Source organism: Providencia sp. wls1943 (assembly GCF_009706275.1).
Lineage (GTDB): Bacteria > Pseudomonadota > Gammaproteobacteria > Enterobacterales > Enterobacteriaceae > Providencia > Providencia zhijiangensis.
In genome coordinates this window covers 125,128-147,435 of record NZ_WLTU01000015.1, presented here as the reverse complement: position 1 = coordinate 147,435, position 22,308 = coordinate 125,128, and the positions used below count along the sequence as shown (strand labels likewise).

Sequence of the window (22,308 nt, the reverse complement as noted above, 5' to 3'; positions counted from 1 at the left end):
TATAATGGCATATCTGGATTTAGAGAAAATCATAGAAGCAAGAACCTATATTGAAAAGAACATAAAAAAACCCGATACATTCATGGGGTTGGTGTTGTTTTTGTTATGCGTTGTAGAAAGGAAACGGAATGGCTCTTATCTAAAGTCTGATATGAAGCAATTCTCTGAATTTGCAGATGATGCTTTCTACTTATCAGATAATTCAACATCATACTCAGAGAAATATTGGTTTGCATTATTAACTAATGATTGGATTGAGCAAGTAAAAAATTATTTTCTTAAAGGAAATAAAGTTTCTGCCAATAAAGTTATGCAATCACTTTTCTGGCTTGATAGTTTTAAGGAACTTCAAGCAAAAATCAATTTAATTCCAAATGACATTTTCAATAACCTCTTTATAAATGATTTGGCTGAGTCAGACTTTAATCAAGCCAACCCAGTAAAAAAAAGAGACTTGTTATCACGGTATGGAGGTACTTCGGAATTATCAACCATCAAATTTGATGGCACTTTTGTAAAGAAAAAAGCCGGTGATTTGAATGGCGCCCCTTTTGGCCAAACACTTTATGCAGCAACTGAAATTAAAAAAATAATATCTGTGTTTGACTTTGATTTTATAGAAAAATTTGATTTATCTTCCAAAGAAAATGAGTTGGACGTTAATAGTAATGTTGACATCAAAAATACTAGAGAGTTATTTAGGCTATGGCTGTTAGAGAAAGGACTATCAGATAAAAATGCATCGTCATATTCTGAAACAGGTATCGCACTGTGCGACAAGTACATAGATAGCATCAAACCAAAAGTGAAAAGTTTTTATCAATTTAATTCGACTCAAGTGTTGGATGCACTACAGCAACTAAAAAAAGTAAATGACTGGTTTCAAGCGGATAAAAATGATAATTCACTTTATAGCTCTGCCTGCAAAAAATTAGCTGAATTCTTAGCTGAAAAATCTTATATTTCTTGTACCCGACTATCTAAACCCTTCCTCATTCTTGCTGGTATATCAGGTACTGGTAAAACACGTTTCGTGCGTGAACAAGCTAAGGCAACAGGTAGTCTAGATGAAACATACTGCTTAATATCTGTTCGCCCTGATTGGCATGAACCCAGTGATTTATTGGGATATATCTCTCGCTTAGGTACACGACCGAAATATGTTCCAACTGATACTCTACGATTTATTGTCAGAGCTTGGAGAGCAATTATTAAAGAAATTGTGTTTGACTCAAATGGTTATCCACTTGATTGGCGTGGTCATCATTTGAAGGATATCCCCCCTTATTGGCTCTGCTTGGATGAAATGAATTTAGCACCTGTGGAACAATACTTCGCTGATTATCTCTCAATTTTAGAAACACGTTGTTGGAATGATCCTGAAAAATTAAAAAAATCAAAACTTGATTATATCTATCAATGTGATCCATTAATCAAAGGTGAGGTTTTTACAGATTTGGATTTAGACATAACTGAGGAGAATGTTCGTCCCTCAAGTCTTCTAGCAAAAGAACTCGGTTTTGACTTAACACAAAAACTTGATGAAGATATTTGGGCCTATTTTTTAACACATGGTATTAGTATTCCATTTAACCTGATTGTTGCCGGTACGGTTAATATGGATGAAACGACCCATGGCTTTTCACGTAAAGTGATTGATCGTGCACTGAGCTTTGATTTTGGATCATTTTTTCCTAACCACTTCGGTGATTTTTTCACACCCACAAGTTGCAATAAACACTTGAGCTACCCCATTTGGTCACATATCAGCAAAGTAGATTTAATTAATACTTATGATAATGATGGTTCGCAAACAGTTGCGTTTTTATCAGCTGTAAATTCTGTGTTAAAAAGTACACCTTTTGAGCTCGCTTTTCGTGCACTTAACGAATTACTGCTTAGCGTTGTTAGCTACCACCCCAAAGATGACCTAACTCTAAAAGCTGTTTGGGACGATTTTATGATGTGCAAAGTACTACCGCGTATTGAAGGTGATATAGATAAGCTAACAACACTAGATGGTAAAAAATTGTTGACAGAATTAAACTCGATTTTGGCAGAACAACTAGCCCCTATTTGGCTAGCAGATGAAAATGACAAGGAGAAGCAGCGACCTGATTTATATCGCGAGAAAGTAATATTAGAAGATAGTGTAACAAATAAAAAAGAATTGTTATCTATTCCGTGCCGTTCAAAAGCTAAGTTAGAATGGATGAGTACTCGTTTGTCTAATTCAACGTTCACAAGTTTCTGGCCTTAGTTAGTTGACTTTGTTTGATGCCTTATATAACGAATATAAAGCATTAGCCTAATCAGAGGAGCAATAGGGAATGCCAGAGTTAATACGATTACGAACACCTGATTTTGAGTTTTCGGTATGGGCCAATGATATAAGCCAGCGCAAGAAAACATACCAAACTACTGTAGCTAATAGGACTAATCTAAAGTTTGATGCATCTCTTGATAAAAATCATAGAGGGGATACTAATCACTCTGCACATTTGCAACCTAGTTATTTATTGTTATTTTCCCCTCCAACTGAATTGTGCGATATCATCGAACCGAAAGGGTTAGTTGCAGATGGCTTAAAAAAGCAATCTGAATTGAGGTTAAATTCACCATTGTTTTTCGAGAATACTCAATACCAGTTTGAGTGGGTATTTTTTAGTGAAGTTTCTAATGCTCGTTTAACCCACACAAATCAAAGTATAAATGAGGTATTTCGTTTTGTTCCAGAAGCAAAAACATCAAAGGGTGTGATACCTGCACGTCTAACTGGAATAATTAATACAGGTAATGATGTGGGTTGGCTGCGTTTACCGCTTACGTTTGAACGAGAAGGAAAAATACATACTCAGAATCTTTCATTTGAGATTTTGCCTATCAAAATGGTGCTATATCAAGACTTACATGCAATGAACCACGAGATTGACAAAACTTACCCACTTTGGCGTTTTAGCCTAGCAGAAAAAACAAAGCAAGATGTAGCCACAGGGCAACATCGAGGACATTTTCCAATCATGTGGTTAGCAGGTTTTGCAGAATTAAGAGCACACTTTGAGCAAAGTTTAAAGGTTATTTGTGCAGCACCACATAGTCGCTTACAACCAACAGCTGCAAATATTAAAGCGGCTAAGTTAAAGGGAAATCTAACACATAAGTTAGCCGAGCAGGTAAAACAAGACATCGCTAATGGTCTATATGATAAACGTTACAGAATTGAAAAAAAGAAATTGAAAGTAGACACTGCAGAAAACCGCTTTATTAAAATGGTAGTAGAACAAAGTAAGTTGCAATTAGCAAAATTTGAAACCAAATTAAGGCAAAGTAACCAAGCTCCAGAAAGACAACGTTTGTCAGATTCATTTTTAGATGAATTACATAGTTGGCAACAACCGTTACAAAAAGTATTAACCCAAAGTTTTTTAAAAGATGTAGGAACCTATACTGACTTAAACAAAGAATCATTAGTGTTACATCAAAAAACAGGCTACAGCAGGGTGTATCGTATTTGGCAGGAGCTAAAATTTTATTTAGATGTGTTAGGAAAACAATCGAGTATTTCGATGAAATCGGTAGCTGAGATTTATGAAGTGTGGTGTTTTTTGTGTTTAAAACGGATGTTAGAACAAGATCTTGGTTTTAAATTAGTCGAAAATAGTGCAACCAAGCTAGTACAAAATGACTTTTTTGAATACAAATTAAAGGATGGCTTTGCCGGTGCATTCCGATTTAAACGCTCTGATGGTGTAATGGTCAGGCTAGCACATGAACCTAAGTTTACTAAAATAGGTAAATCAATACGTTCGTACTTAGTTAACCAAGAGCCAGATATTGTATTGGAAGTCACAATTCCCAAGAATGAAGGCCCAGAAAAAGAAAAACAATTTATTTGGCTATTTGATGCTAAGTACCGTATTAAAACCAATAAAAATAGCTTTGATAATAGTGCGGATGATATTGCAATCACTGACTATGTCCCAGATGATGCCATTAACCAACTACACCGTTATCGGGATGCATTAATCCGTTTATCTGAATATTCAAGTAGTTCAAAAGCTAACCAGCCTGCTAAAAAAAGCCGCCCTGTATTTGGTGCCTTTGCTTTATATCCTGGTTTCTTTGAGCAAAGTATAGAGCAAAACCCATATGCCACTGCAATAAATGAAGTCGGTATCGGTGCATTTGCCCTGTTACCTAGCCAGACTGAACAAGATTATTCTGGTCGTCAATGGTTATTAGAATTTTTACAAAACCAAATTGGCATGGCTTCTAGTGTACAATTAAAGCAAACTAGTCAAGACATATATACTGAGTCAGCTATGGTGGAAAGACTCTACTTACAAGACGCTGCACGTATACCTTACTACGGTATGCGCCAAATTCTGTATCCAGATTTAATAATGGCAGTGGCTTTGAGTGAACAACTAGATTGCAATAATGACTACCTAGAAGGCATTAAGAAAGATACTGCACGTTGGTATTATTTACCACAAAGTATTTTTTCACAAAGCTTCAAGAAGCATATAGCAAAGGAAATCAAATATTTAGCTTTAGCATCCCACACCACACTTCATAATTCAACCAAACAAATTGATAAACTTTGGCCGGTTAAACAAATTATAGTACTACCCCGATATGCAATTACCGAACACTATGAAGGTAAGAAATCAAGCTCTACTGAGCTCTATTATTTGTTTGAGTTAGGTAAAGCTCTAATGCTTCAAACTCCAATAACTGACGTACCATATAACACTATGATAAATTTGGTGAAATTTACAACATTAAACCGTTTGCAAAAAGTGACTAGTTTTTCTGAAATAGAAGCAGTGTATACGGAAGCTATGATATGATGGGTAAAGGTACTCATGAATTATTATTAGCTTCAAAGTTCCTGAGCTTAGTAGACAGAAGATAGAATGCCTTTATATGGACCTCTGAATTTTAGCTACAATTCTATAGGAAATTCATTTAATATCTATATAACTGTTATAGTCTTTTGATTAATGATTGGTTTCTTGAATTACTTCACAAGATAATTATTTCGATGCCTATAATATTTTTACTTCATATGCTTTAAACATAAAGTTAAACGTTTTAGTAAAATTCAATAGACTGGCCCCTTAGATCTCCAGACAGTTGGTATCACTTAAATTAGTGATAATCTTAATACTAGTTTTTAGACTAGTTCTTGGAGATAACATGATCGAGATATTAGGTCCTGAACGTAGAAAACGTCGTTCCCCACAAGAAAAAATGGCGATTGTTCAGCAAAGCTTTGAGTCGGGTATGAGTGTTTCCATGGTTGCCCGCCAACATGGCATAGCAGCAAGCCCGCTTTTCCTTTGGCGTAAACAGTATCAAGAAGGAAGCATGACTGCAGTGACAGCAGGTGAACACGTTATTCCTGCCTCTGAGCTAGCCTCAGCAATAAAGCAAATTAAAGAGCTACAGCGTTTACTCGGCAAAAAAACAATGGAAAATGAACTTCTTAAAGAAGCTGTCGAGTATGGCCGTGAAAAAAAGTGGATAGCACTCGCGCCCTTATTACCCAAGGATGGAAAATAAGTTTAGTGAGTCGAACGTTACGTGTGTCACGAGCACAGTTATACGTTTTAGCGAAACGAAAAAGTGATTGGAAGGATAAGCGAGGTAGATGCTGTCAAGATGATAGTGATGCGCTTGCTCGTATACATAATGTCATTGATAAGCTGCCTACGTATGGTTATCGCCGCGTCTGGGCAATACTTCGTCGGCAATCTGAGAATGAAGGTATCGCGATGATTAATGCCAAACGCGTTTACCGTCTCATGAAGCAATCCGCATTATTATTGGAACGTAAACCTGCAATGCTAGTCTCAACGCGTGCTCATACAGGAAAAGTATCGGTGAATGAAAGCAACCAACGTTGGTGTTCAGATGGTTTTGAGTTCCGATGTGATAGTGGTGAAAAACTGCGCGTCACGTTCGCTTTAGACTGTTGTGATCGCGAAGCCCTGCATTGGGCAGCTTGCACGGGAGGCTTCGACAGTGAAACCGTGCAAGATGTCATGTTAGGCGCTGTGGAGCATCGCTTCGGTAACGAGTTACCCTCAAAGTCAGTTGAGTGGTTGACAGACAACGGTTCAGCATATCGAGCCCATGAAACACGGAGGTTCGCTAAACAAGTCGGCCTATCACCGAGATATACGGCGGTACGGAGTCCACAAAGTAATGGAATAGCAGAAAGCTTTGTAAAAATCATGAAGCGTGACTACATAAGTCTCATGTCAAAACCGAACAGATTAACGGCAGTGAAGAATCTTGCGGCAGCCTTCGAGCATTATAATGAATGGCATCCCCACAGTGCACTGGGTTATCGTTCACCGCGAGAGTACCTGCGGCGTCGAACCCATAATGAAATAAGTGATAAAAAGTGTCTGGAAATATAGGGTCAAATACACAATTTTTTTTACTAAATGATAAAACATCAAATTACAGTGAAAATAAATGCTCCACTAAATTCAATGCCTAAAAAAACAATCAAAATATTTTTAGGCACCTTATTAGGCACTTTTGAAAAGTTGAATTGAACATTAGCACTATAAAATCATTTAGTTAAGCGACGAATTCAGACTCCGCCAGCCCAAATTTTAACTGTCAGTGATGTGACAACAACTTTAAAAACAGTAAGTTAATAAAGTTGAGCAGACAGCAACATGACCCAGAATGGACTTTGAAATGCACATGTAATGCACGTGCACTAGAAGAATAAAAAAGCTCACTACGGTGGGCTTTTTTATTATCTACGCATATCCCTATAAAAAGAATGGGCAGCTAATATTTCTAGTCGATTAAAAGAAATAATAGCTGACATTATTATTGCCCTGCTTTGCGCTTAGATTATTTATGGAAAAAGGCACTAAACACTAGCCCTGCACCGGCTACTAGCAGCATGACATCAATCAACAAAGAAAAATGAACGCCTGATAACCTGCGAACAAAAGGCTTACTACAGAATGTCCCAAGCACAATTCCCCCACCAACAAATACGCCTGTAAGTACCACTTGAACGGGAAGGAAATCCTGATAGCTAAATGTACTAATCTTACTTAAATATAAAAAAAGGGCACTGGCCGCCTCGGTTCCAATAAATGCCCCATGACTCAAGCCATACACAGTAAATATTGGCATACTCACAGGATCTGTTGATAGCACTAAACCCGTTAATAAACCGACAACACCACCACAAAATCCCAACTGTTTTATGGAGATTGACCTTTTACTATTTTTTGGTGTCTTCTTAAAGGGATCATCACCCAAAAGAAAAGACCCAAGTTACTGGAAGAATGGCTTGGGCAACCGCTATTTGAACGTCAGGGACAGCGCAGTGTGGCAACTGAACATGCTCGGGCATTTGCGGCAGAAATTAGTACAGCCTTCGACATCATTAGTGATGCATCACTACGTTTTGGCAAAACTCAGTATACAAAAGTCATCAGAGTCAATGCCCAAACAACTATCGTGATGCACTGGTTGATCCCTCGCCTACCCAATTTCTATCTTCAGCATCCTGATATCGAAATTTCAGTATCGACGTCACATAGCTCAGAAGCAAAAGGGTTATCTGGATTTGATGTTTTAATTCGCAGGGATGCCCTTGAAAAACCTGAATGGCGTTATTTTGACCGTCGACCATTATTCGAAGAAAAACTGACGTTGGTTGCATCTCCAACACTCTTAGCTCAGCACCGTTTAAATACGGTGGAAGACCTCACCGCTCACGTATTTGTGACCTCAAATACGCGAGTAGGCGAATGGGAAAAATGGATGAAAGAAGCAAGCATAGAAAGTTTATATCCGCTGAGATTTCAACGTTTTGAACATAACTATTTAAGTATGTAAGCTGTCATTGATGGTTTAGGTATTGGAATTGCAGGGCTTCCAACACTTTCGCATGATTTAAATAAAAAAAGACTTCAAGCACCTTTCCAAGTTCAGGTCACTGGAAGTCAATATGCAGCGCTGGTTGCACCTGATGTTGACAAGTCATTATCATTAACTTTGTTTTTGGAATGCCTTGAACAAGAAGCACTAAAATAAAATGACTCCTGTTTAATGATTTTCTGTATTTTTAAAATCATGAAAAAGCCATCAATAGGGGTGTGTTAATACAATGCCCCAGCTTAGCGAGTTTTTGATTATAAATAGTCACATATTTAAATTCAGAAATTCGCGGCAAAATTGGACGACGTTGTTCTCTTGTATCCCTACCCTGCCGCCGTTAATACAACAAAAACCTATTTTTTGATATTAAAAAGCATTATGAAAGCGGTACACCAAGTTGTATCCTAACGTAAATAAAACAGCAGAAAGAGTATAAATCACATGAAATATCAAGATGTAACAAAATCCCCCAGTGAAAACTCTTATTTTCTCGTTTTTAACATAACGGATAAAGATAAGTATCGTGATGAGCTAGTGGAATTTTGTAATAATTTCTCAGGTCTTATTCGTAGTATGAGAACCCGCTTCCCCGCATTAGAAACGAGCTGTGTTATGGGGTTCGGCGCTCAAGCGTGGCAAGCGCTTTTTCCTCAACTCTCTACTCCCAAAGAACTCAGTCCATTTAAAGAGATCAAAGGCAAAAACTTCACTGCCGTTTCTACCCCTGGTGATATCTTCTTCCATATTAGAGCGTTAAATGTCTCAGCCTGCTACGAATTAGCCTCTATTATCAGCCAAAAGCTCGGTGATTTTGTGGAATATGTCGATGAAGTTCATGGGTTCCGCTATATGGATGGCCGTTCTATCATTGGATTTGTCGATGGTACTGAAAACCCTGAAATGGAAGATGAGCGTATTGATTATGCCGTTATTGGTGAAGAGGACCCTGATTTTATCGGTGGAAGCTACGCTTTTGTTCAGAAATACATGCACGATATGACCGCGTGGCAAAATCTCACCACAGAAGAGCAAGAAAAGGTGATTGGTCGTCATAAGTTTAATGACGTCGAGCTATCCGATCAGCAGAAATTACCAAGCTCTCATAACGTTGTGACCAATATCCAAGATGAGAATGGCGAAGATCTCAAAATCGTTCGTGCGAATATGCCATTTTCTAATCCTTCTAAAAATGAATATGGTACTTATTTCATCGGTTATGCACGATATTTTTCGACAACCCATCGTATGTTGAAAAACATGTTTAGTGGGACAGATAATGGTGCAACGGATGAATTATTAAAATACAGCACGCCCATCACAGGAACGCTATTTTTTATTCCGCCTCCTTCCATGTTAGATGATATTGAATAATTGATTTTACAGAATGCTAGGAACCAAAGAATTTATCTATTGGTTCCTTTTTGATTTATTGCTCGACATCTTTTCTCTGCGTTTTATTCATCATTGTCGCGATATTCTTAATGGCTATCTTTGACACTCTGATGTGCATGATGGCTGATATGCCCCCCAGAATAAACTCTGGGGGTGCTAACGTTAAATAACTAGGCTAATAGATTATCAATGCTCCATCATTTCATGCACAATATCCTTACCGCCCATAGAATATGGATAATACGTTGGCCAATTCTCTAATTGAGTCAATAAAGCCTCCTGAGATTCATTTCCCATATAAAGATGGAAATGCCCGGCTTTCTCTGGAGCAATAATATGGTCGCTAAACTGGATAAACTTCGGAGCTTGGCTATTTTTATCCTTACACTCAAATAAATATCGGACACCCTTTTTGCCTGAAGAATAATTTAAAACTCGGTAACCCGCGTAATCATATTGGCACTGAGCGACCTTATCCCCACGGTGGAATTCAATAATATTATTCTCAATACCAATCATATCCACATCGGTTTTATACCCTTTGGCATAATAATCTCGATACTCTTGCGCGGTTTTATCCTTATTCTTTGCAGCCTTATCCAGCATTACTGGATCTAACGTTCCATTAGCAAGATAAGGCTCGACTGATTGCCAAACACCGTCCCAATCACTCAATTTACGGTCTTTAACATCACTATTATCAAAAATACCTTTTGCCGCATTGCGTTGCGCTTCCGTTTGCGGCTTATCATGATAATGTCCGTGTGCCATCGCTGTGTGACTGAATAAACTGGCTAATACAAGCAGTGAAAGAATATTTTTTGTCATCATTTTTCCTCTCTGGTTTGAACAAAATTCCCAAAACGCTTATTAAAGCGAGCAACATTCCCTTCCTGTGAATGGGTTTTCTGTTTCCCGGTATAAAACGGGTGAGAATGCGAGGACACATCGAGAGGAACATACGGATAACTTTGCCCTTCAAACTCAATGGTTCTTTCTGTTTTTATGGTTGACCCAACCTTAAAATAAGCATCTGCTGCGGTATCGTGAAAGATCACCACTCGGTAATCTGGATGAATATTTGGCTTCATCGCTAGCTCCTTTTGTTATGTTATAATATAACATTAATGTTTTTTAGAGCGATTGACTACTCTTTTTTAACCATGGATTTTATGTGGGAAATACACGAGGAATATCGACTTAAGATGCACTGAAATAATCTGCACATAATCCCATCAACAATAAATAAACTTGAATTTCCTTTACCTTGAATGCTGATCATGAACTTTCTTCATGTTCGAAATGAAATTAAGTCGCTTTAACTCCCCGCCTTGCTCTGGCATAAATTAAACATATTAACTTACTGGCTACATAAAAATTGATTAGTGAGAAAACGTGCAACATCTCTGTAATCAAGAAATAAACGCCGTTTTCCTATTAGAGCTAGGATGCAAAATCATGAATACAGAATTTACCTTTAATATCACGCGCAGCATTTTTGATGAAAATTACAACCCATCGGAAAACACGCGAATTACGACCAACTTTGCAAATTTAGCCAGAGGCAAAAGCCGCCAAGAAAACCTGCGTAACGCATTAGTGATGATCAACAATCGCTTCAATTCACTCGCGTATTGGGATAACCCTAAAAGCGATCGCTATGCGGTTGAGTTGGAAATTATCTCTGTCGAGATGAACGTTGAAAAAAACGGCAGCGCCTTCCCTGTCATTGAAATCTTAAAAACCAACATCATCGATAAAAAAGCGCAGCAACGTATTGAAGGAATTGTGGGAAATAATTTTTCATCCTACGTACGGGATTATGATTTTAGCGTTTTACTGTTGGAACATAATAAAAACCAAGCAGAGTTTAGTATTCCGACTAAATTTGGCTGCCTGCATGGCAATATTTTTAAGTCGTTTATTAATTCCAAAGAGTACAAAGCGAACTTTAATAAATCTCCCGTGATCTGTTTAAGTGTCTCAAATAGAGATACCTATCATCGCACTGGGAATCAACATCCTATATTAGGCATTGAATATCAGCCAAGTAACGCCTCTTTAACCGAGCAATACTTCGGAAAAATGGGCTTACAGGTTCGTTACTTTATGCCGAAAAATAGCGCTGCCCCTTTAGCCTTTTATTTTACGGGAGACTTGCTGAGCGACTACACCAACCTTGAGTTAATCAGCACGATTAGCACCATGGAAACGTTCCAAAAAATTTATCGTCCTGAAATTTATAATGCCAACACGGTGGCGGGTGAATGTTATCAACCGAGCTTAAATCAACAGGATTACTCATTAACCAAAATTGTTTATGACCGTGAAGAACGCAGCCAACTCGCCATTGAACAAGGTAAATTTACTGAAGAACACTTCATTAAACCTTACCAGACGATCCTTGAAAAATGGTCTGCAAGCTATTCACTTTAATAAAAGTCGGTCAATTTAATCAAATCGCGTATTTATAAAAAATAAAATAAAAGGTCATCTGCAATGAAAATATTATTACCCACTTCCACCGCCGGCAGCTTGCCAAAACCATCTTGGTTAGCAGAACCAGAAAAACTTTGGTCTCCATGGAAATTGAACAACGAAGAACTTATCGTTGGCAAACAAGATGCCCTGCGTTTATCTCTGGACGATCAATTACGTGCGGGCATCGACATTGTGAGCGATGGCGAACAAACTCGCCAACACTTTGTGACCACCTTTATTGAACACTTGAGTGGCGTGGATTTTGAAAAACGCCAAGTGGTAAAAATTCGTGACCGTTACGATGCCAGCGTACCAACCGTTGTGGGCGCTGTTGCTCGCCAAAAGCCAGTATTTGTGGACGATGCCAAGTATCTACGTCAACTCACTGACAAACCGATTAAATGGGCACTGCCGGGTCCAATGACCATGATCGACACGCTCTATGATAACCACTATAAAAGCCGTGAAAAATTGGCGTGGGAGTTTGCTAAAATTCTTAACCAAGAAGCCAGAGAGTTAGAAGCCGCAGGCATCGATATCATCCAGTTTGATGAACCGGCATTTAACGTATTTTTTGATGAAGTGAATGACTGGGGAATTGCAGCCCTCGAAAGAGCCATTGAAGGACTGAAATGTGAAACTGCGGTACATATCTGTTATGGCTATGGCATCAAAGCCAATACCGATTGGAAAAAAACATTGGGTTCTGAGTGGAGACAATACGAAGAAGCTTTCCCGAAACTGCAAAGCTCGAATATCGATATCGTTTCACTGGAATGTCACAACTCCAACGTTCCGATGGACTTAATTGAACTTATCCGCGGTAAAAAAGTGATGGTCGGCGCGATTGATGTGGCAACCAACACTGTCGAAACCCCAGAAGAAGTCGCCAATACATTGCGAAAAGCCCTACAATTTGTTGATGCAGACAAACTTTATCCATCAACTAACTGCGGCATGGCGCCATTATCTCGCGATGTTGCCAGAGGGAAACTCAACGCTTTAAGCGCAGGCGCGGAAATCATCCGAAAAGAACTAGGCGCATAATAAATTACCCCAGATTTGGCGATCTCATCCATCGCCAAATCTCATCATTTTTAAACCTTTCATAGCCACTCACACCCCTTATTCGTATTTACTGAAAATATATGAAATTCTTTCAGCCATTATCACAGAATCCTTCTATCAATATTGCTGGCTACGTATTTTCCCCCCTATACTTTTTTTGCTCAAAAAGCGACCGAAGATTAAATAATAAGAAGGAAATAACTATGAAATTATCTCTACTAGGATGTTTATTAGCAGCTTCATTTTCTCTGCACGCTTACGCCGTAAGCGAGCCACCAATCCGATTAGTGATCCACGGGGGAGCCGGTACTATTACCAAAGACACCATTACTCCAGCACAAGAAAAAGAGTATCAAGAAAAACTGACCGAAGCCTTAGAAGCAGGCTATGCCGTACTCAACAAAGGCGGTAGTAGCCTTGATGCAGTACAAGCCTCTATTAACGTGATGGAAGATTCTCCGCTATTTAACGCAGGAAAAGGCGCTGTATTTACCCATGAAGGCAAAAATGAAATGGATGCGTCAATCATGGACGGCAGCAACCGTAAAGCGGGTGCGGTGGCTGGTGTCACCAACATTAAAAACCCGATTAATGCCGCTTATGCCGTCATGACCAAAAGCCCTCATGTCATGATGGTTTCTAAAGGTGCCGAGCAATTCGCTGCGGAACAAGGCCTTGAAATCGTTGATCCATCGTATTTCCGAACCGATTTCCGTTGGCAGCAACTTCAAAAAGCCAAAGAAAAAGAGAAAGTGGTACTCGACCATGATGGAAAAACGGCCGCTCTCTTTATTGACCCAATGATGTATGACTACAAATATGGCACCGTTGGCGCGGTCGCGCTTGATAAAAATGGTAATATCGCCGCAGGAACATCCACCGGAGGCATGACCAACAAACGCTTCGGTCGCGTCGGTGACTCCCCAATCATTGGTGCTGGAAACTACGCTGACAACAATACCGTCGCGGTTTCAGCCACAGGCTCTGGCGAAATGTTTATCCGTACGGCTACCGCGCACAATATCGCAGCCCAAGTCAAATACAACAAAACACCTATCGACCAAGCCGCCCGTAATGCGCTGGATGAAGTCAAAGAGCTGAACGGAAGTGGTGGTGTGATTGTGTTGGATAAAACCGGTAACTACGCAATGGAGTTTAATTCAGAAGGGATGTACCGCGGAACAATCGGTAATGATGGTAAACCGCAAGTCGCTATTTATAAAAACGATTAAGTACCTCGCATTTAAATTCGCTACGCCATAAAAATACAAAAGCCCACCAATGTGGGCTTCATAACCTTGATTTATAAAATATAAGCTATAAATCAATGCATTATAAACTATACCTATATAGGCAACGGCTCTCAGCCTAATGACTTTTCAACTGCACCACTGGCCAAATACCCTTTATGGAACGCGGCTTGCCTTGGAGAGATACGCGCAACTGCCTCTGCTGAGCAAGAGGCATCCACCAGCACAAAACTGGCATCATCTCCTTTTGCTGGCCACATTTGCTGGCCCTTTTCATCCAACGGCAATACATTGCCCGTGGCGATAGCAAGGGAACGAGATAATGCCAACTCATCCGGACGCGTGTACAACTGCGCATATAAGTTGGCTTTTTCTAACATATCCCCGAGACCAAATGGCGACCAGTGATCAATCACACTGTCAGTCCCTGTCATCACAAACACACCATTTTTATTCAGCGTTTTTAATGGCATATGTAATGTCCCGATAGGCACGGTCGAGGCTATAGTGATCTGCTGCTCAGCCAAGCGTTTTGCCATCGCATCGGCATCTTCAGGATTTAACATGGCTAATGCAAAAGCATGACTAATTGTCACCTTGCCACGCAAGCTGCGGTTTTCATCCACCGTTTTTATCATATAGTTGATAGCGGCAAGTCCTGCCGGGCTTGTCTCATGCAGATGGATATCAATCCCTTTGTTATAATCCAGTGCAATCTGGAACATCGCATCAAGGGATTTTTCCATTGCACCATCGACATTGGTCGGATCTAGCCCGCCCACATAGTGTGCACCCGCTTGCATCGCTTCTCGCATCAAAGGGACTGATTTTGATAGCAGCAAACCATGTTGAGGGAAAGCCACAATTTCGCACGTAAGATCTTGCTGGCGCTTATCCAACACCGTTTGCAGTGCTTCAAGGTTTTTTAATCCAGAAACAGGTTCAATATTGCAATGGCTGCGCGCGATGGTCGAACCATGGGATTGAATCAGATCGATCAATGCATGCGCTCGTTCTTGCGTGAAAGGCTGCAATTCAGGTAGCATTTTCTGCTCTAACGTGATCATATCCATAATGGTTTTACCTTCACGGGACTGCGGCGCTTGCCATGGTCCGCCGTAAAAGGTTTTATCCAAATGGATATGCATATCTCGAAATGCAGGCAGCATCAATTTACCCTGTGCACTATAGGCATTCAACACTGAGTTAGGATGCTGCTTGTTAGGTAAAACCGCCACGATTTTTCCATCATTAATTTCGATGGTTTGTAATGCAGTTTGTGTCCCAATCACCGTACTATCACGGAAGTTAAAGCCCGTTTCCAGTAATGCATCATCTAAATAATAATGCTTATCCTCAATACGAGAAACACCGGACTTCGGTGCGCTTTGTGCCGCCGCTCCCGCAGATACTGAACCTAATAATGTACAAGCGGCCACCACTTTTGCACTTGTTGTCAGAAACTCTCTGCGACCAGACAACTGTTCTGAATTCATAGCAACTCCTTATCATCGAGAGTTCGACCTCATCGTATGAGGTCGAACGACTGAGGTTTAGCCTTGAATAATATGGGTTCCCGTCTCGCCACGTAACGCTGCCGGCAAAGCTTCAGGAGTCGTGATAATCACGCGCTTACCACCATTAGCGATAAACGATAAACTGGCTTCAATTTTCGGTAGCATACTTCCTGCTGGGAAATGCCCCTCTGCCATATAGCGCTGCATATCCGTCGTTGAGGTTTCACCGAGGGCTTTTTGTTCCGGTTTGCCAAAATGAATACACACTTTTTCGACACCCGTGGTGATGATCAAAATATCCGCATTGAGCTCTTTCGCCAGTAGCGTGGTCGATAAATCTTTATCAATAACAGCATCCACACTTTGATAACCGCCCTGTCCATTATTCACCACAGGGATCCCACCACCGCCTGCCGCAACAACCACATAATCATGTTCAGTCAATGTGCGAATTGCCGCTGATTCAATGACACGCTTAGGTTCAGGGGATGCCACCACGCGGCGATATCCACGCCCTGAATCTTCAACAAAGTGCCAATCTGGGTTTTCCTGCTGCAATACTTCCGCTTGTTCTTTACTGAAAAATGCGCCAATCGGCTTAGTCGGTGCCGCAAAGTTCGGGTCATTTTTATCGACCTCCACTTGGGTAACTACCGTTACCGCTTGGCGATGTTGCTGTTTCGCTAATACGTTAGTGAGTGCTTGCTGGACTAAATAGCCAATCCCCCCTTGAGTATCTGCTACACAGTTAGCCAGAGGTGTTAACGGTAGGCCTTCCGCCACATGAGCGATTTCAGCGCGACGCAAATCCAACCCTACCTGTGGCCCATTACCGTGAGTCAGCACAATATTGTAATTACCTTTGAGCATATCGCTGATGTGCTGAGCCACTTCTTGAACTGCTTTTTCTTGAGCTTCAATGGATTGGCTGCTGTTATCTTTAATAATACTGTTGCCCCCGATGGCAACAACCACGAGTTCTTTCATGATTAAGGATCCTGATACCGAATATTTAGCAGATAGAGGGTGTACCGCGTACACCCTCTATAAAGATTGGCGTATTATGCTGATTTACTGAGCTTTTCAGCTTTCTCAGCTTGTTGCTGCTCCACTGATTGGCGGCTATCTAAAAAGTGTTTGATAACAAACAAAGCCGCCATCATGAGGTATGCGTAGACAAACATCAATGCCGAACCTGTTGCAATACCTACCGCTGGGGAATGGATGATGCCAAAGAAGACCAATACCGCCCCCACTGCCGCCGCAATCGCGCCACGTAACGGCTTGTTTAAGATGGCGAAGATAGCGATACAGCCCCATAACATACTTGCCAGTGGTGCGCCGTTACCTAAGTGAACCAGACCTTGGTAATAAACGCCTTTGTGTAACAGAACTTCCGTACCAATCGCGCTTGCAGATGTCCCTGCCGCTCCCATGACACTGTTAACCATCGTCAATGCCCAGTTCGCAATCCATGGGAATAGACAGATAAAAATCACAGGCACTTCGACTTTCGGTGTTTCTCGCACCACTTGGTTAGCGGTCACTACACCGATAAACACTAAGATAGGGACAATGGCCGTCATTGGGATCACTGCGAGCATAAATGCGCCAATACCAAATAACGGGACGATAAACATGGTGATACCGGATGCTAGTGTATAACCCACACTCGCGCCCATCGCTTTCCAACCCGCATGACCCACATACACAGTCACAGGGAATGGGTTGCCCAGCACGACGCCCACGGTTGAAGATAAACCGTTTGCTAGCATCACTTTACGTGTGTTGTATTCATCACCCGCTGCGTGAGCACTTTCAATATTTTCAAGGTCGAAGATATAGTTCGCTAAACCTAAAGGTACCGCTGAGGCCAAGTATGGCAGTGCGTGAGGTAAACCTTGGAAGAAGCTATCCACATGGATACTTGGCGGGTTAAAACCAAATGACGCCATGGATGCTGTAATCGCTTCCGGACTTTGTAAGCCCGAAATCCATGCTAAGGCAGAACCCGCGATAAGCAGCAGCAACCCTGTAGGAATACGTGCAAAGATAGGCTTTTTACCAAACCAGTTGATGAAAATTAACAGCAGGACAATAAACGAAACCGTTGGTGCTTCAAATGCTTGCAGCATCGGGTTCATGGCCAGTAATAATAATCCGAGACCCGATAAGCACGATAATAATACGGTACGTGGGATCATCTTACGGATGGTTTCACCTAGGAAAGATCCACCCACTAAAATCATCGATTCCACAAAACACCAGACCAACGCAATTTGCAGAGCAAATTCAGGATCTTTGGTGGTTTGGTAAACCGGCATGATCACTAAGAAGGTCACGGTGAAGATAGAAGGTGCGCTTGGCCCTGATGGCAGTGCCGTAACGTCATTTCGTCCCGTTTGTTTGATCATCTGCTGACCAAAGTAAGCGTAACTTACACTGGCAAGCAATACAGCAAAACCAAACGCTGGCGCGATACGACCATAAACAATTTCCGCTGGGATGCCGACAACAAAAATCAGTAAGCCCATCATGGTGAGTAGGTTCGTGAGGTTATTGGTCATCAAACCAAAATAGGCCGCCAAATCACCACGTTTCCATTTAATATTTAATAGACTCATATTCTTACTCCCATTCCCCTCACACCTTAGCAGCACGTTGTTGACGGTCTATCTCTTATGCCACTGAACAATTCAGGGAATGCGTTGCTTTATTTTTATCGCCCGACCGAAGCCGGGCATTATTTTTTGCTTAGTGAGTTTTGGGCTCAATACCACTATGCATAGTGTTTCGCGTAAGAAAGCATCGCTTTTTCGAAGCAATCAAACGGAGGATGTACAATCCCTGCCCCAATCATTCCAATACCTGCATCTTTATGCGCAATCGCCGTGTTAATCACAGGAAGAATGCCACTGGCTGCGACTTTCGTGATATCAATCGCTGTCGGGATGCCCATAAAACCTAATAATGGAATCGTGACGTTCGGGTTCTCTCCAAGGGTGATTTCTCGCATTTGGCGAGAGAAATCTACCGCTTCTTCAACGGTTCCCCCAACGAGTGCCACGATAGCCGGTGCTGTTGCCATCGCAAACCCGCCAATCCCATACGTTTCTGTGATAGCCGAGTCACCAATGTCTAAACCTGAGTCTTCCGGTTTATAACCTGCGAACATTGGACCAATCACTTGCTGAGAAGGGCCTGTAAACCACTGCCCCGGTAACCCGCTAATGCGTAAACCAAACTCATAACCATTACGCGCCATGGTAGTCACGACGGTGCTGTATTCAATACCGTGTGCAGCATCCATTGACGCTTTACACATTGCCATCCATGTAGGGCCCGAGAAATAGTCGCTACTTGCCACGAAATCAAAGACTTCTTTTTGCTGTGCAACCGTAAAATTGGTTTGAATAATTCCCGTAGTCAGTGCTTGGATCAGCAATGTTGTTCCCGCATTGTTACGGTTATGGCATTCATCACCCATATGTAACGCTTGCGCCAACATTAAACGCAGGTCAATTTCACCCACGATTTTCATGGCGTCACGCAGCATTGGACCCAGCACATCACGCATCCAATTCAAGCGGTCAATAACGCTCTGGTCATTGGCCCCCATACGCAAGATTTTTGCCATCTGCTCACTCAAGTTAGTGAATGCACGGTTGCCGTAAGTTTTGTTTTCGACAATATGCATAAACATCGATGCCGATGTCACACCCGCCATTGACCCTACGCAATCATGTTCATGGCATGGGGAAAAGATAATTTCGCCCGAAGCCGCAACTCGTTCCGCATCCGCTAAGTCTTTTGCTAATCCTTCAAAAACTAAAGCACCTGTCACCGCGCCTTTCATCGCACCACACATATCTTTCCATGCCACTGGCGGGCCGGCATGTAGAATGGTGTTTTTCGTCATGCCCGGTACCACATTAATGGCTTGGTCATAACCCACGAGTACTGGCTGGGACTGAATAATGCGCTCAAGCGCTTGTGCGTTCGCTGCGGCGATTTTTTCTTGTAACGCTGCGTTGCCTTCAATTTGGTCAAGCGCGCGGATCACAGCTACGTTACCTTGACCCGGCGGCGTCCAATTCAGTTGAGTCACCGGAACGTGCTGTTTTTTCAGGTCATCACTGAACATCTCAATGCCGATATTGATAACATTCAATGGTTGTTTAAATAATGAAGTCATTACGCTTTCTCCCCTTTCCAGACAAACTCACGTCCTAATAAACCTGTATTGGTACTGCTACTCGCCCAAATCACACCTGCGTCGGTGAGCATCTTAACTTGTGCATCCATCGATGGCGTATCTTGGTCAGTACCCAACACATAGCCGAGGATCACCAGTTCACGCCCTTCTTGTTTCGCTATCTCTTTTGCTGTTTTGATAGCGTCAATCATCACGCCAACCGGATCTTCATGAGAGCCAAAGCCAAGCACGAAATCCATCATGATCACACCAACTTCTGGGTCACGCGCTTCTTGCAGTAAACGCTCGATGCGGTTTGTTGGGTCGATCATTGGGTGTGGCTTACCGTTGGTAAAATCATCATCACCAAAGTCGAGGAAGGTATGGGCGACACTTTTATTGATATCTTTCAGACGGTAGTCAGGGTTAGGTTGAATATTGCTATAGACGTCATCGTATTTTTCCAGCGCTGCAAACATTGCTTCATCACACAATGTACCGCCACAGAAAAGACCACGAATGTATTTTTGTTCCGGTTTCAGTAACGCTCGAACTTCATCAATTAATGGCAGGTTGAGAGGATGAAGGTCTAAATCTTCTTTACGAATACCAGTCAGTAAAACGGCTTTCAAAGCAGCTTCTTTGGTGCCTTGGGCAAAAGTTAAGCCTGGTTTATCATCCGGTAACGGTTGACTTCCTAAGAAACAAACCACCACTGGCTTATGGCATTTTTCAGCTTGTTCTAACACTTTTTTGGCAACCATCGGTGCTGGTGGCTTAGAAATAAGTGCAATAACTTGGGTTTCATCATCTGCATCCAGCATTTTCAGTGCATCAATCATCATGATGCCGCCAATTTTTTCACTCAGGTCACGACCACCCGTACCAATTAGCTGAGAAACCCCCGCACCAAACTCATGGATGCGCACACTCAGTTCTTGGCTTCCCGTACCGGATGCCCCAATAATTCCGATGCTACCGCGACGAACATTGTTACCAAAACACAGGGCTGTCCCATTAATGATCGCCGTTCCGCAGTCTGGTCCCATCATTAACAACCCTTTTTGGCTCGCTAACTGTTTCAGCGCCAGCTCATCGTCAATCGAAACGTTATCGGAGAACAGCATCACGTTGAGATCATTTTCAAGTGCAATACGCGCTTCACGAGCTGCAAATTGCCCATTAACTGAAATAACCGCTAAGTTGGCATCAGGAATGTGTGTTTTTGCGGAATTGGTAGTGGCATATTTGGCTTCATGCTGCCCGCCACCTTGGTTTTTCTTATTAAACAGCTCTTCGATAGCAATCAATGTCGCATCATTGGCTTCATCGCTAGGCCCTTTAATCACTATCATTAAATCGCCGTTTTTGGCTTCTTCTAATTCCGGTGTTAATAAACCTAAGTTTCTTAACACGCCTTTATTCATTTCTGTTGCCATTGCCACAAAGGCTTGCTCAACATTTTCAAGTTGGTTGGCTTTGGTGGAAATAGACATCAATGACACGGAATCAAAATAGGTATTCTTTTTTATGACCACTTTAGTCGACATGTGTTTCTCCGAAATAATGGGTCAGAAACAGCGCATCGCGAATGCCAAATAGCATGTCGCAACCTGAACTAGACCCGATATTTAAAATCTCTAAAATTTGTGGATAAATATTTGTTTCTCGCCCATCAACTAAGCATTGGATCAGTTGATGTATATTTTCGCGATACTCTTGGTTTAATGCTTTTTCTAACGTAATGGCACTGATAGGTGTTGTATTCGCCTTGCTTTGTGCAATGCCTTGATAAAAGCTCTGATAGACGGCATTCGCAGGGTGGTGTTTCAACAACAAAAAAGCCATCAATCCCACTAAATAATCATCTCCTGAAGGTGTTAACCCAATTCCTAGCCCAACAAACTGGCTCACAATATTAGTCAATGCTTGGTGCCGCTTATTGGTAAATGAATTAATTAATCTGGAGCGTAATTCATTTAATTTTTTTGATGATTCAAGATAAAAACAGTTCTCTCCTTGGTAGTTAAACAGAGAATGTGATTTATCATTTAAAATAGAATCAATTTCGTTTATTTTAGACTGAAGAAAATAACGGTATTTTTCTTCTTTTAATTTTTCATTAATAAAATAAACCGTTGGTGGGTTCCATTTCTTACATAATAAAAATGAAATAGCATATTTCTCACCAATATGGATTTCATTATTTAAAATAAAAACAGAATCCCCCGCCACTATATTTAACGGTAAAAAATCCTTATTAATTATTCGGCAGCTATTAGGTGCATTATCCGTTTGCGAGCCAAGCAAGGTATAAAGTTGGTTATCAATAGAAAAATTAATGGCTTTATTAAAAACTTGCTCTACATTCCCTGTTAATGATGGCTGATGCAAAAGATGCAAGAAATGCGCATCAGCCGTTAACCCATAAATGCTTTGCCGCTGAGATTGGTGTCTGTCCACAATCCCCCTTATGGGT

At 41.3% G+C, this 22,308-nt stretch carries 17 protein-coding genes; 8 read left to right on the top strand and 9 right to left on the bottom strand.

All coding sequences use genetic code 11. From position 1 onward, the window contains the following. Window positions 1-4: 4 nt before the first annotated feature. The 3 genes from GKR48_RS17750 (at window position 5) to GKR48_RS06085 (ending at window position 6,431) form a co-directional block, all read left to right on the top strand. The gene (locus tag GKR48_RS17750; RefSeq protein ID WP_195848224.1) at window positions 5-2,260 is read left to right on the top strand and encodes an McrB family protein; all 2,256 of its coding nucleotides are present in this window, start codon (window positions 5-7) and stop codon (window positions 2,258-2,260) included. A gap of 70 nt (window positions 2,261-2,330) precedes the next feature. Beyond that, complete coding sequence (locus tag GKR48_RS06090; RefSeq protein WP_154627410.1) at window positions 2,331-4,853, top strand: DUF2357 domain-containing protein; 2,523 nt, start codon at window positions 2,331-2,333, stop codon at window positions 4,851-4,853. A gap of 349 nt (window positions 4,854-5,202) precedes the next feature. Beyond that, a protein-coding gene (locus tag GKR48_RS06085; RefSeq protein WP_154627409.1) for an IS3 family transposase occupies window positions 5,203-6,431 on the top strand; the annotation gives its coding sequence in 2 pieces (ribosomal slippage) (window positions 5,203-5,518 and window positions 5,518-6,431; 1,230 coding nt in all). A gap of 451 nt (window positions 6,432-6,882) precedes the next feature. Here the strand turns inward: GKR48_RS06085 and GKR48_RS06080 are convergent. Continuing rightward, window positions 6,883-7,302 carry a TSUP family transporter gene (locus tag GKR48_RS06080; protein ID WP_154627408.1) on the bottom strand — a complete coding sequence of 140 codons (420 nt, stop codon included), beginning with the start codon at window positions 7,300-7,302 and terminating at the stop codon, window positions 6,883-6,885. A 69-nt stretch (window positions 7,303-7,371) separates the two neighbouring features. Between GKR48_RS06080 and GKR48_RS06075 the strand changes: the two genes are divergently transcribed. Further along, complete coding sequence (locus tag GKR48_RS06075; protein WP_154627407.1) at window positions 7,372-7,884, top strand: LysR substrate-binding domain-containing protein; 513 nt, start codon at window positions 7,372-7,374, stop codon at window positions 7,882-7,884. A gap of 483 nt (window positions 7,885-8,367) precedes the next feature. Further along, window positions 8,368-9,297 (top strand): Dyp-type peroxidase, encoded by a 930-nt coding sequence (locus tag GKR48_RS06070; protein ID WP_154627406.1) that lies wholly within the window; start codon window positions 8,368-8,370, stop codon window positions 9,295-9,297. Window positions 9,298-9,504: 207 nt separating this feature from the next. On the opposite strand, the gene zinT is transcribed toward GKR48_RS06070, so the two are convergent. Together zinT and GKR48_RS06060 are read right to left on the bottom strand one after the other, a co-directional pair. Next, window positions 9,505-10,146, bottom strand: a complete 642-nt coding sequence (gene zinT / locus GKR48_RS06065) for a metal-binding protein ZinT (RefSeq protein WP_442959362.1) — start codon at window positions 10,144-10,146, stop codon at window positions 9,505-9,507. Continuing rightward, entirely contained in the window at window positions 10,146-10,409 is a 264-nt protein-coding gene (locus tag GKR48_RS06060; protein WP_154602595.1) for a type B 50S ribosomal protein L31, read from the bottom strand. Before GKR48_RS06060 ends, zinT begins: the two co-directional genes overlap by 1 nt. A 367-nt stretch (window positions 10,410-10,776) precedes the next feature. Here GKR48_RS06060 and GKR48_RS06055 point away from each other — a divergent pair, with 367 nt between their 5' ends. From GKR48_RS06055 to GKR48_RS06045, 3 genes are all read left to right on the top strand, one after another. Then, window positions 10,777-11,754 (top strand): DUF1852 domain-containing protein, encoded by a 978-nt coding sequence (locus GKR48_RS06055; protein WP_154627404.1) that lies wholly within the window; start codon window positions 10,777-10,779, stop codon window positions 11,752-11,754. A gap of 63 nt (window positions 11,755-11,817) precedes the next feature. Beyond that, on the top strand, window positions 11,818-12,846 hold the full coding sequence (locus tag GKR48_RS06050; RefSeq protein ID WP_154627403.1) for a methionine synthase: 1,029 nt from the start codon (window positions 11,818-11,820) through the stop codon (window positions 12,844-12,846). A gap of 224 nt (window positions 12,847-13,070) precedes the next feature. Further along, on the top strand, window positions 13,071-14,099 hold the full coding sequence (locus GKR48_RS06045) for an isoaspartyl peptidase/L-asparaginase family protein (protein ID WP_154627402.1): 1,029 nt from the start codon (window positions 13,071-13,073) through the stop codon (window positions 14,097-14,099). A 131-nt stretch (window positions 14,100-14,230) separates the two neighbouring features. On the opposite strand, the gene GKR48_RS06040 is transcribed toward GKR48_RS06045, so the two are convergent. From GKR48_RS06040 to GKR48_RS06015, 6 genes are all read right to left on the bottom strand, one after another. Then, window positions 14,231-15,613: an amidohydrolase family protein gene (locus tag GKR48_RS06040; protein ID WP_154627401.1), complete on the bottom strand. Its 1,383-nt coding sequence runs from the start codon at window positions 15,611-15,613 to the stop codon at window positions 14,231-14,233. Window positions 15,614-15,670: 57 nt separating this feature from the next. Continuing rightward, a complete protein-coding gene (locus tag GKR48_RS06035; RefSeq protein WP_154627400.1) occupies window positions 15,671-16,621 on the bottom strand; it encodes a carbamate kinase family protein in 951 nt (316 codons plus the stop codon). A 74-nt stretch (window positions 16,622-16,695) separates the two neighbouring features. Then, window positions 16,696-18,258, bottom strand: coding sequence for a xanthine permease (locus GKR48_RS06030; RefSeq protein ID WP_154627399.1), 1,563 nt, complete (start codon window positions 18,256-18,258; stop codon window positions 16,696-16,698). A gap of 155 nt (window positions 18,259-18,413) precedes the next feature. Next, window positions 18,414-19,829 (bottom strand): DUF1116 domain-containing protein, encoded by a 1,416-nt coding sequence (locus GKR48_RS06025; RefSeq protein ID WP_154600024.1) that lies wholly within the window; start codon window positions 19,827-19,829, stop codon window positions 18,414-18,416. Continuing rightward, window positions 19,829-21,379, bottom strand: a complete 1,551-nt coding sequence (gene fdrA, locus GKR48_RS06020) for an acyl-CoA synthetase FdrA (protein ID WP_154627398.1) — start codon at window positions 21,377-21,379, stop codon at window positions 19,829-19,831. Before fdrA ends, GKR48_RS06025 begins: the two co-directional genes overlap by 1 nt. Beyond that, complete coding sequence (locus tag GKR48_RS06015) at window positions 21,369-22,292, bottom strand: DUF2877 domain-containing protein (RefSeq protein WP_336431126.1); 924 nt, start codon at window positions 22,290-22,292, stop codon at window positions 21,369-21,371. Before GKR48_RS06015 ends, fdrA begins: the two co-directional genes overlap by 11 nt. Window positions 22,293-22,308 lie beyond the last annotated feature (16 nt).

Coding starts and splice junctions, on each gene's coding strand:
- GKR48_RS06055 (WP_154627404.1), top strand. CDS start 10,777: ATGAATACAGAATTTACCTTTAATATCACGCGCAGCATTTTTGATGAA.
- GKR48_RS06090 (WP_154627410.1), top strand. CDS start 2,331: ATGCCAGAGTTAATACGATTACGAACACCTGATTTTGAGTTTTCGGTA.
- GKR48_RS06070 (WP_154627406.1), top strand. CDS start 8,368: ATGAAATATCAAGATGTAACAAAATCCCCCAGTGAAAACTCTTATTTT.
- GKR48_RS06060 (WP_154602595.1), bottom strand. CDS start 10,409: ATGAAGCCAAATATTCATCCAGATTACCGAGTGGTGATCTTTCACGAT.
- GKR48_RS06045 (WP_154627402.1), top strand. CDS start 13,071: ATGAAATTATCTCTACTAGGATGTTTATTAGCAGCTTCATTTTCTCTG.
- GKR48_RS06030 (WP_154627399.1), bottom strand. CDS start 18,258: ATGAGTCTATTAAATATTAAATGGAAACGTGGTGATTTGGCGGCCTAT.
- GKR48_RS17750 (WP_195848224.1), top strand. CDS start 5: ATGGCATATCTGGATTTAGAGAAAATCATAGAAGCAAGAACCTATATT.
- zinT (WP_442959362.1), bottom strand. CDS start 10,146: ATGACAAAAAATATTCTTTCACTGCTTGTATTAGCCAGTTTATTCAGT.
- fdrA (WP_154627398.1), bottom strand. CDS start 21,379: ATGTCGACTAAAGTGGTCATAAAAAAGAATACCTATTTTGATTCCGTG.
- GKR48_RS06050 (WP_154627403.1), top strand. CDS start 11,818: ATGAAAATATTATTACCCACTTCCACCGCCGGCAGCTTGCCAAAACCA.
- GKR48_RS06040 (WP_154627401.1), bottom strand. CDS start 15,613: ATGAATTCAGAACAGTTGTCTGGTCGCAGAGAGTTTCTGACAACAAGT.
- GKR48_RS06035 (WP_154627400.1), bottom strand. CDS start 16,621: ATGAAAGAACTCGTGGTTGTTGCCATCGGGGGCAACAGTATTATTAAA.
- GKR48_RS06025 (WP_154600024.1), bottom strand. CDS start 19,829: ATGACTTCATTATTTAAACAACCATTGAATGTTATCAATATCGGCATT.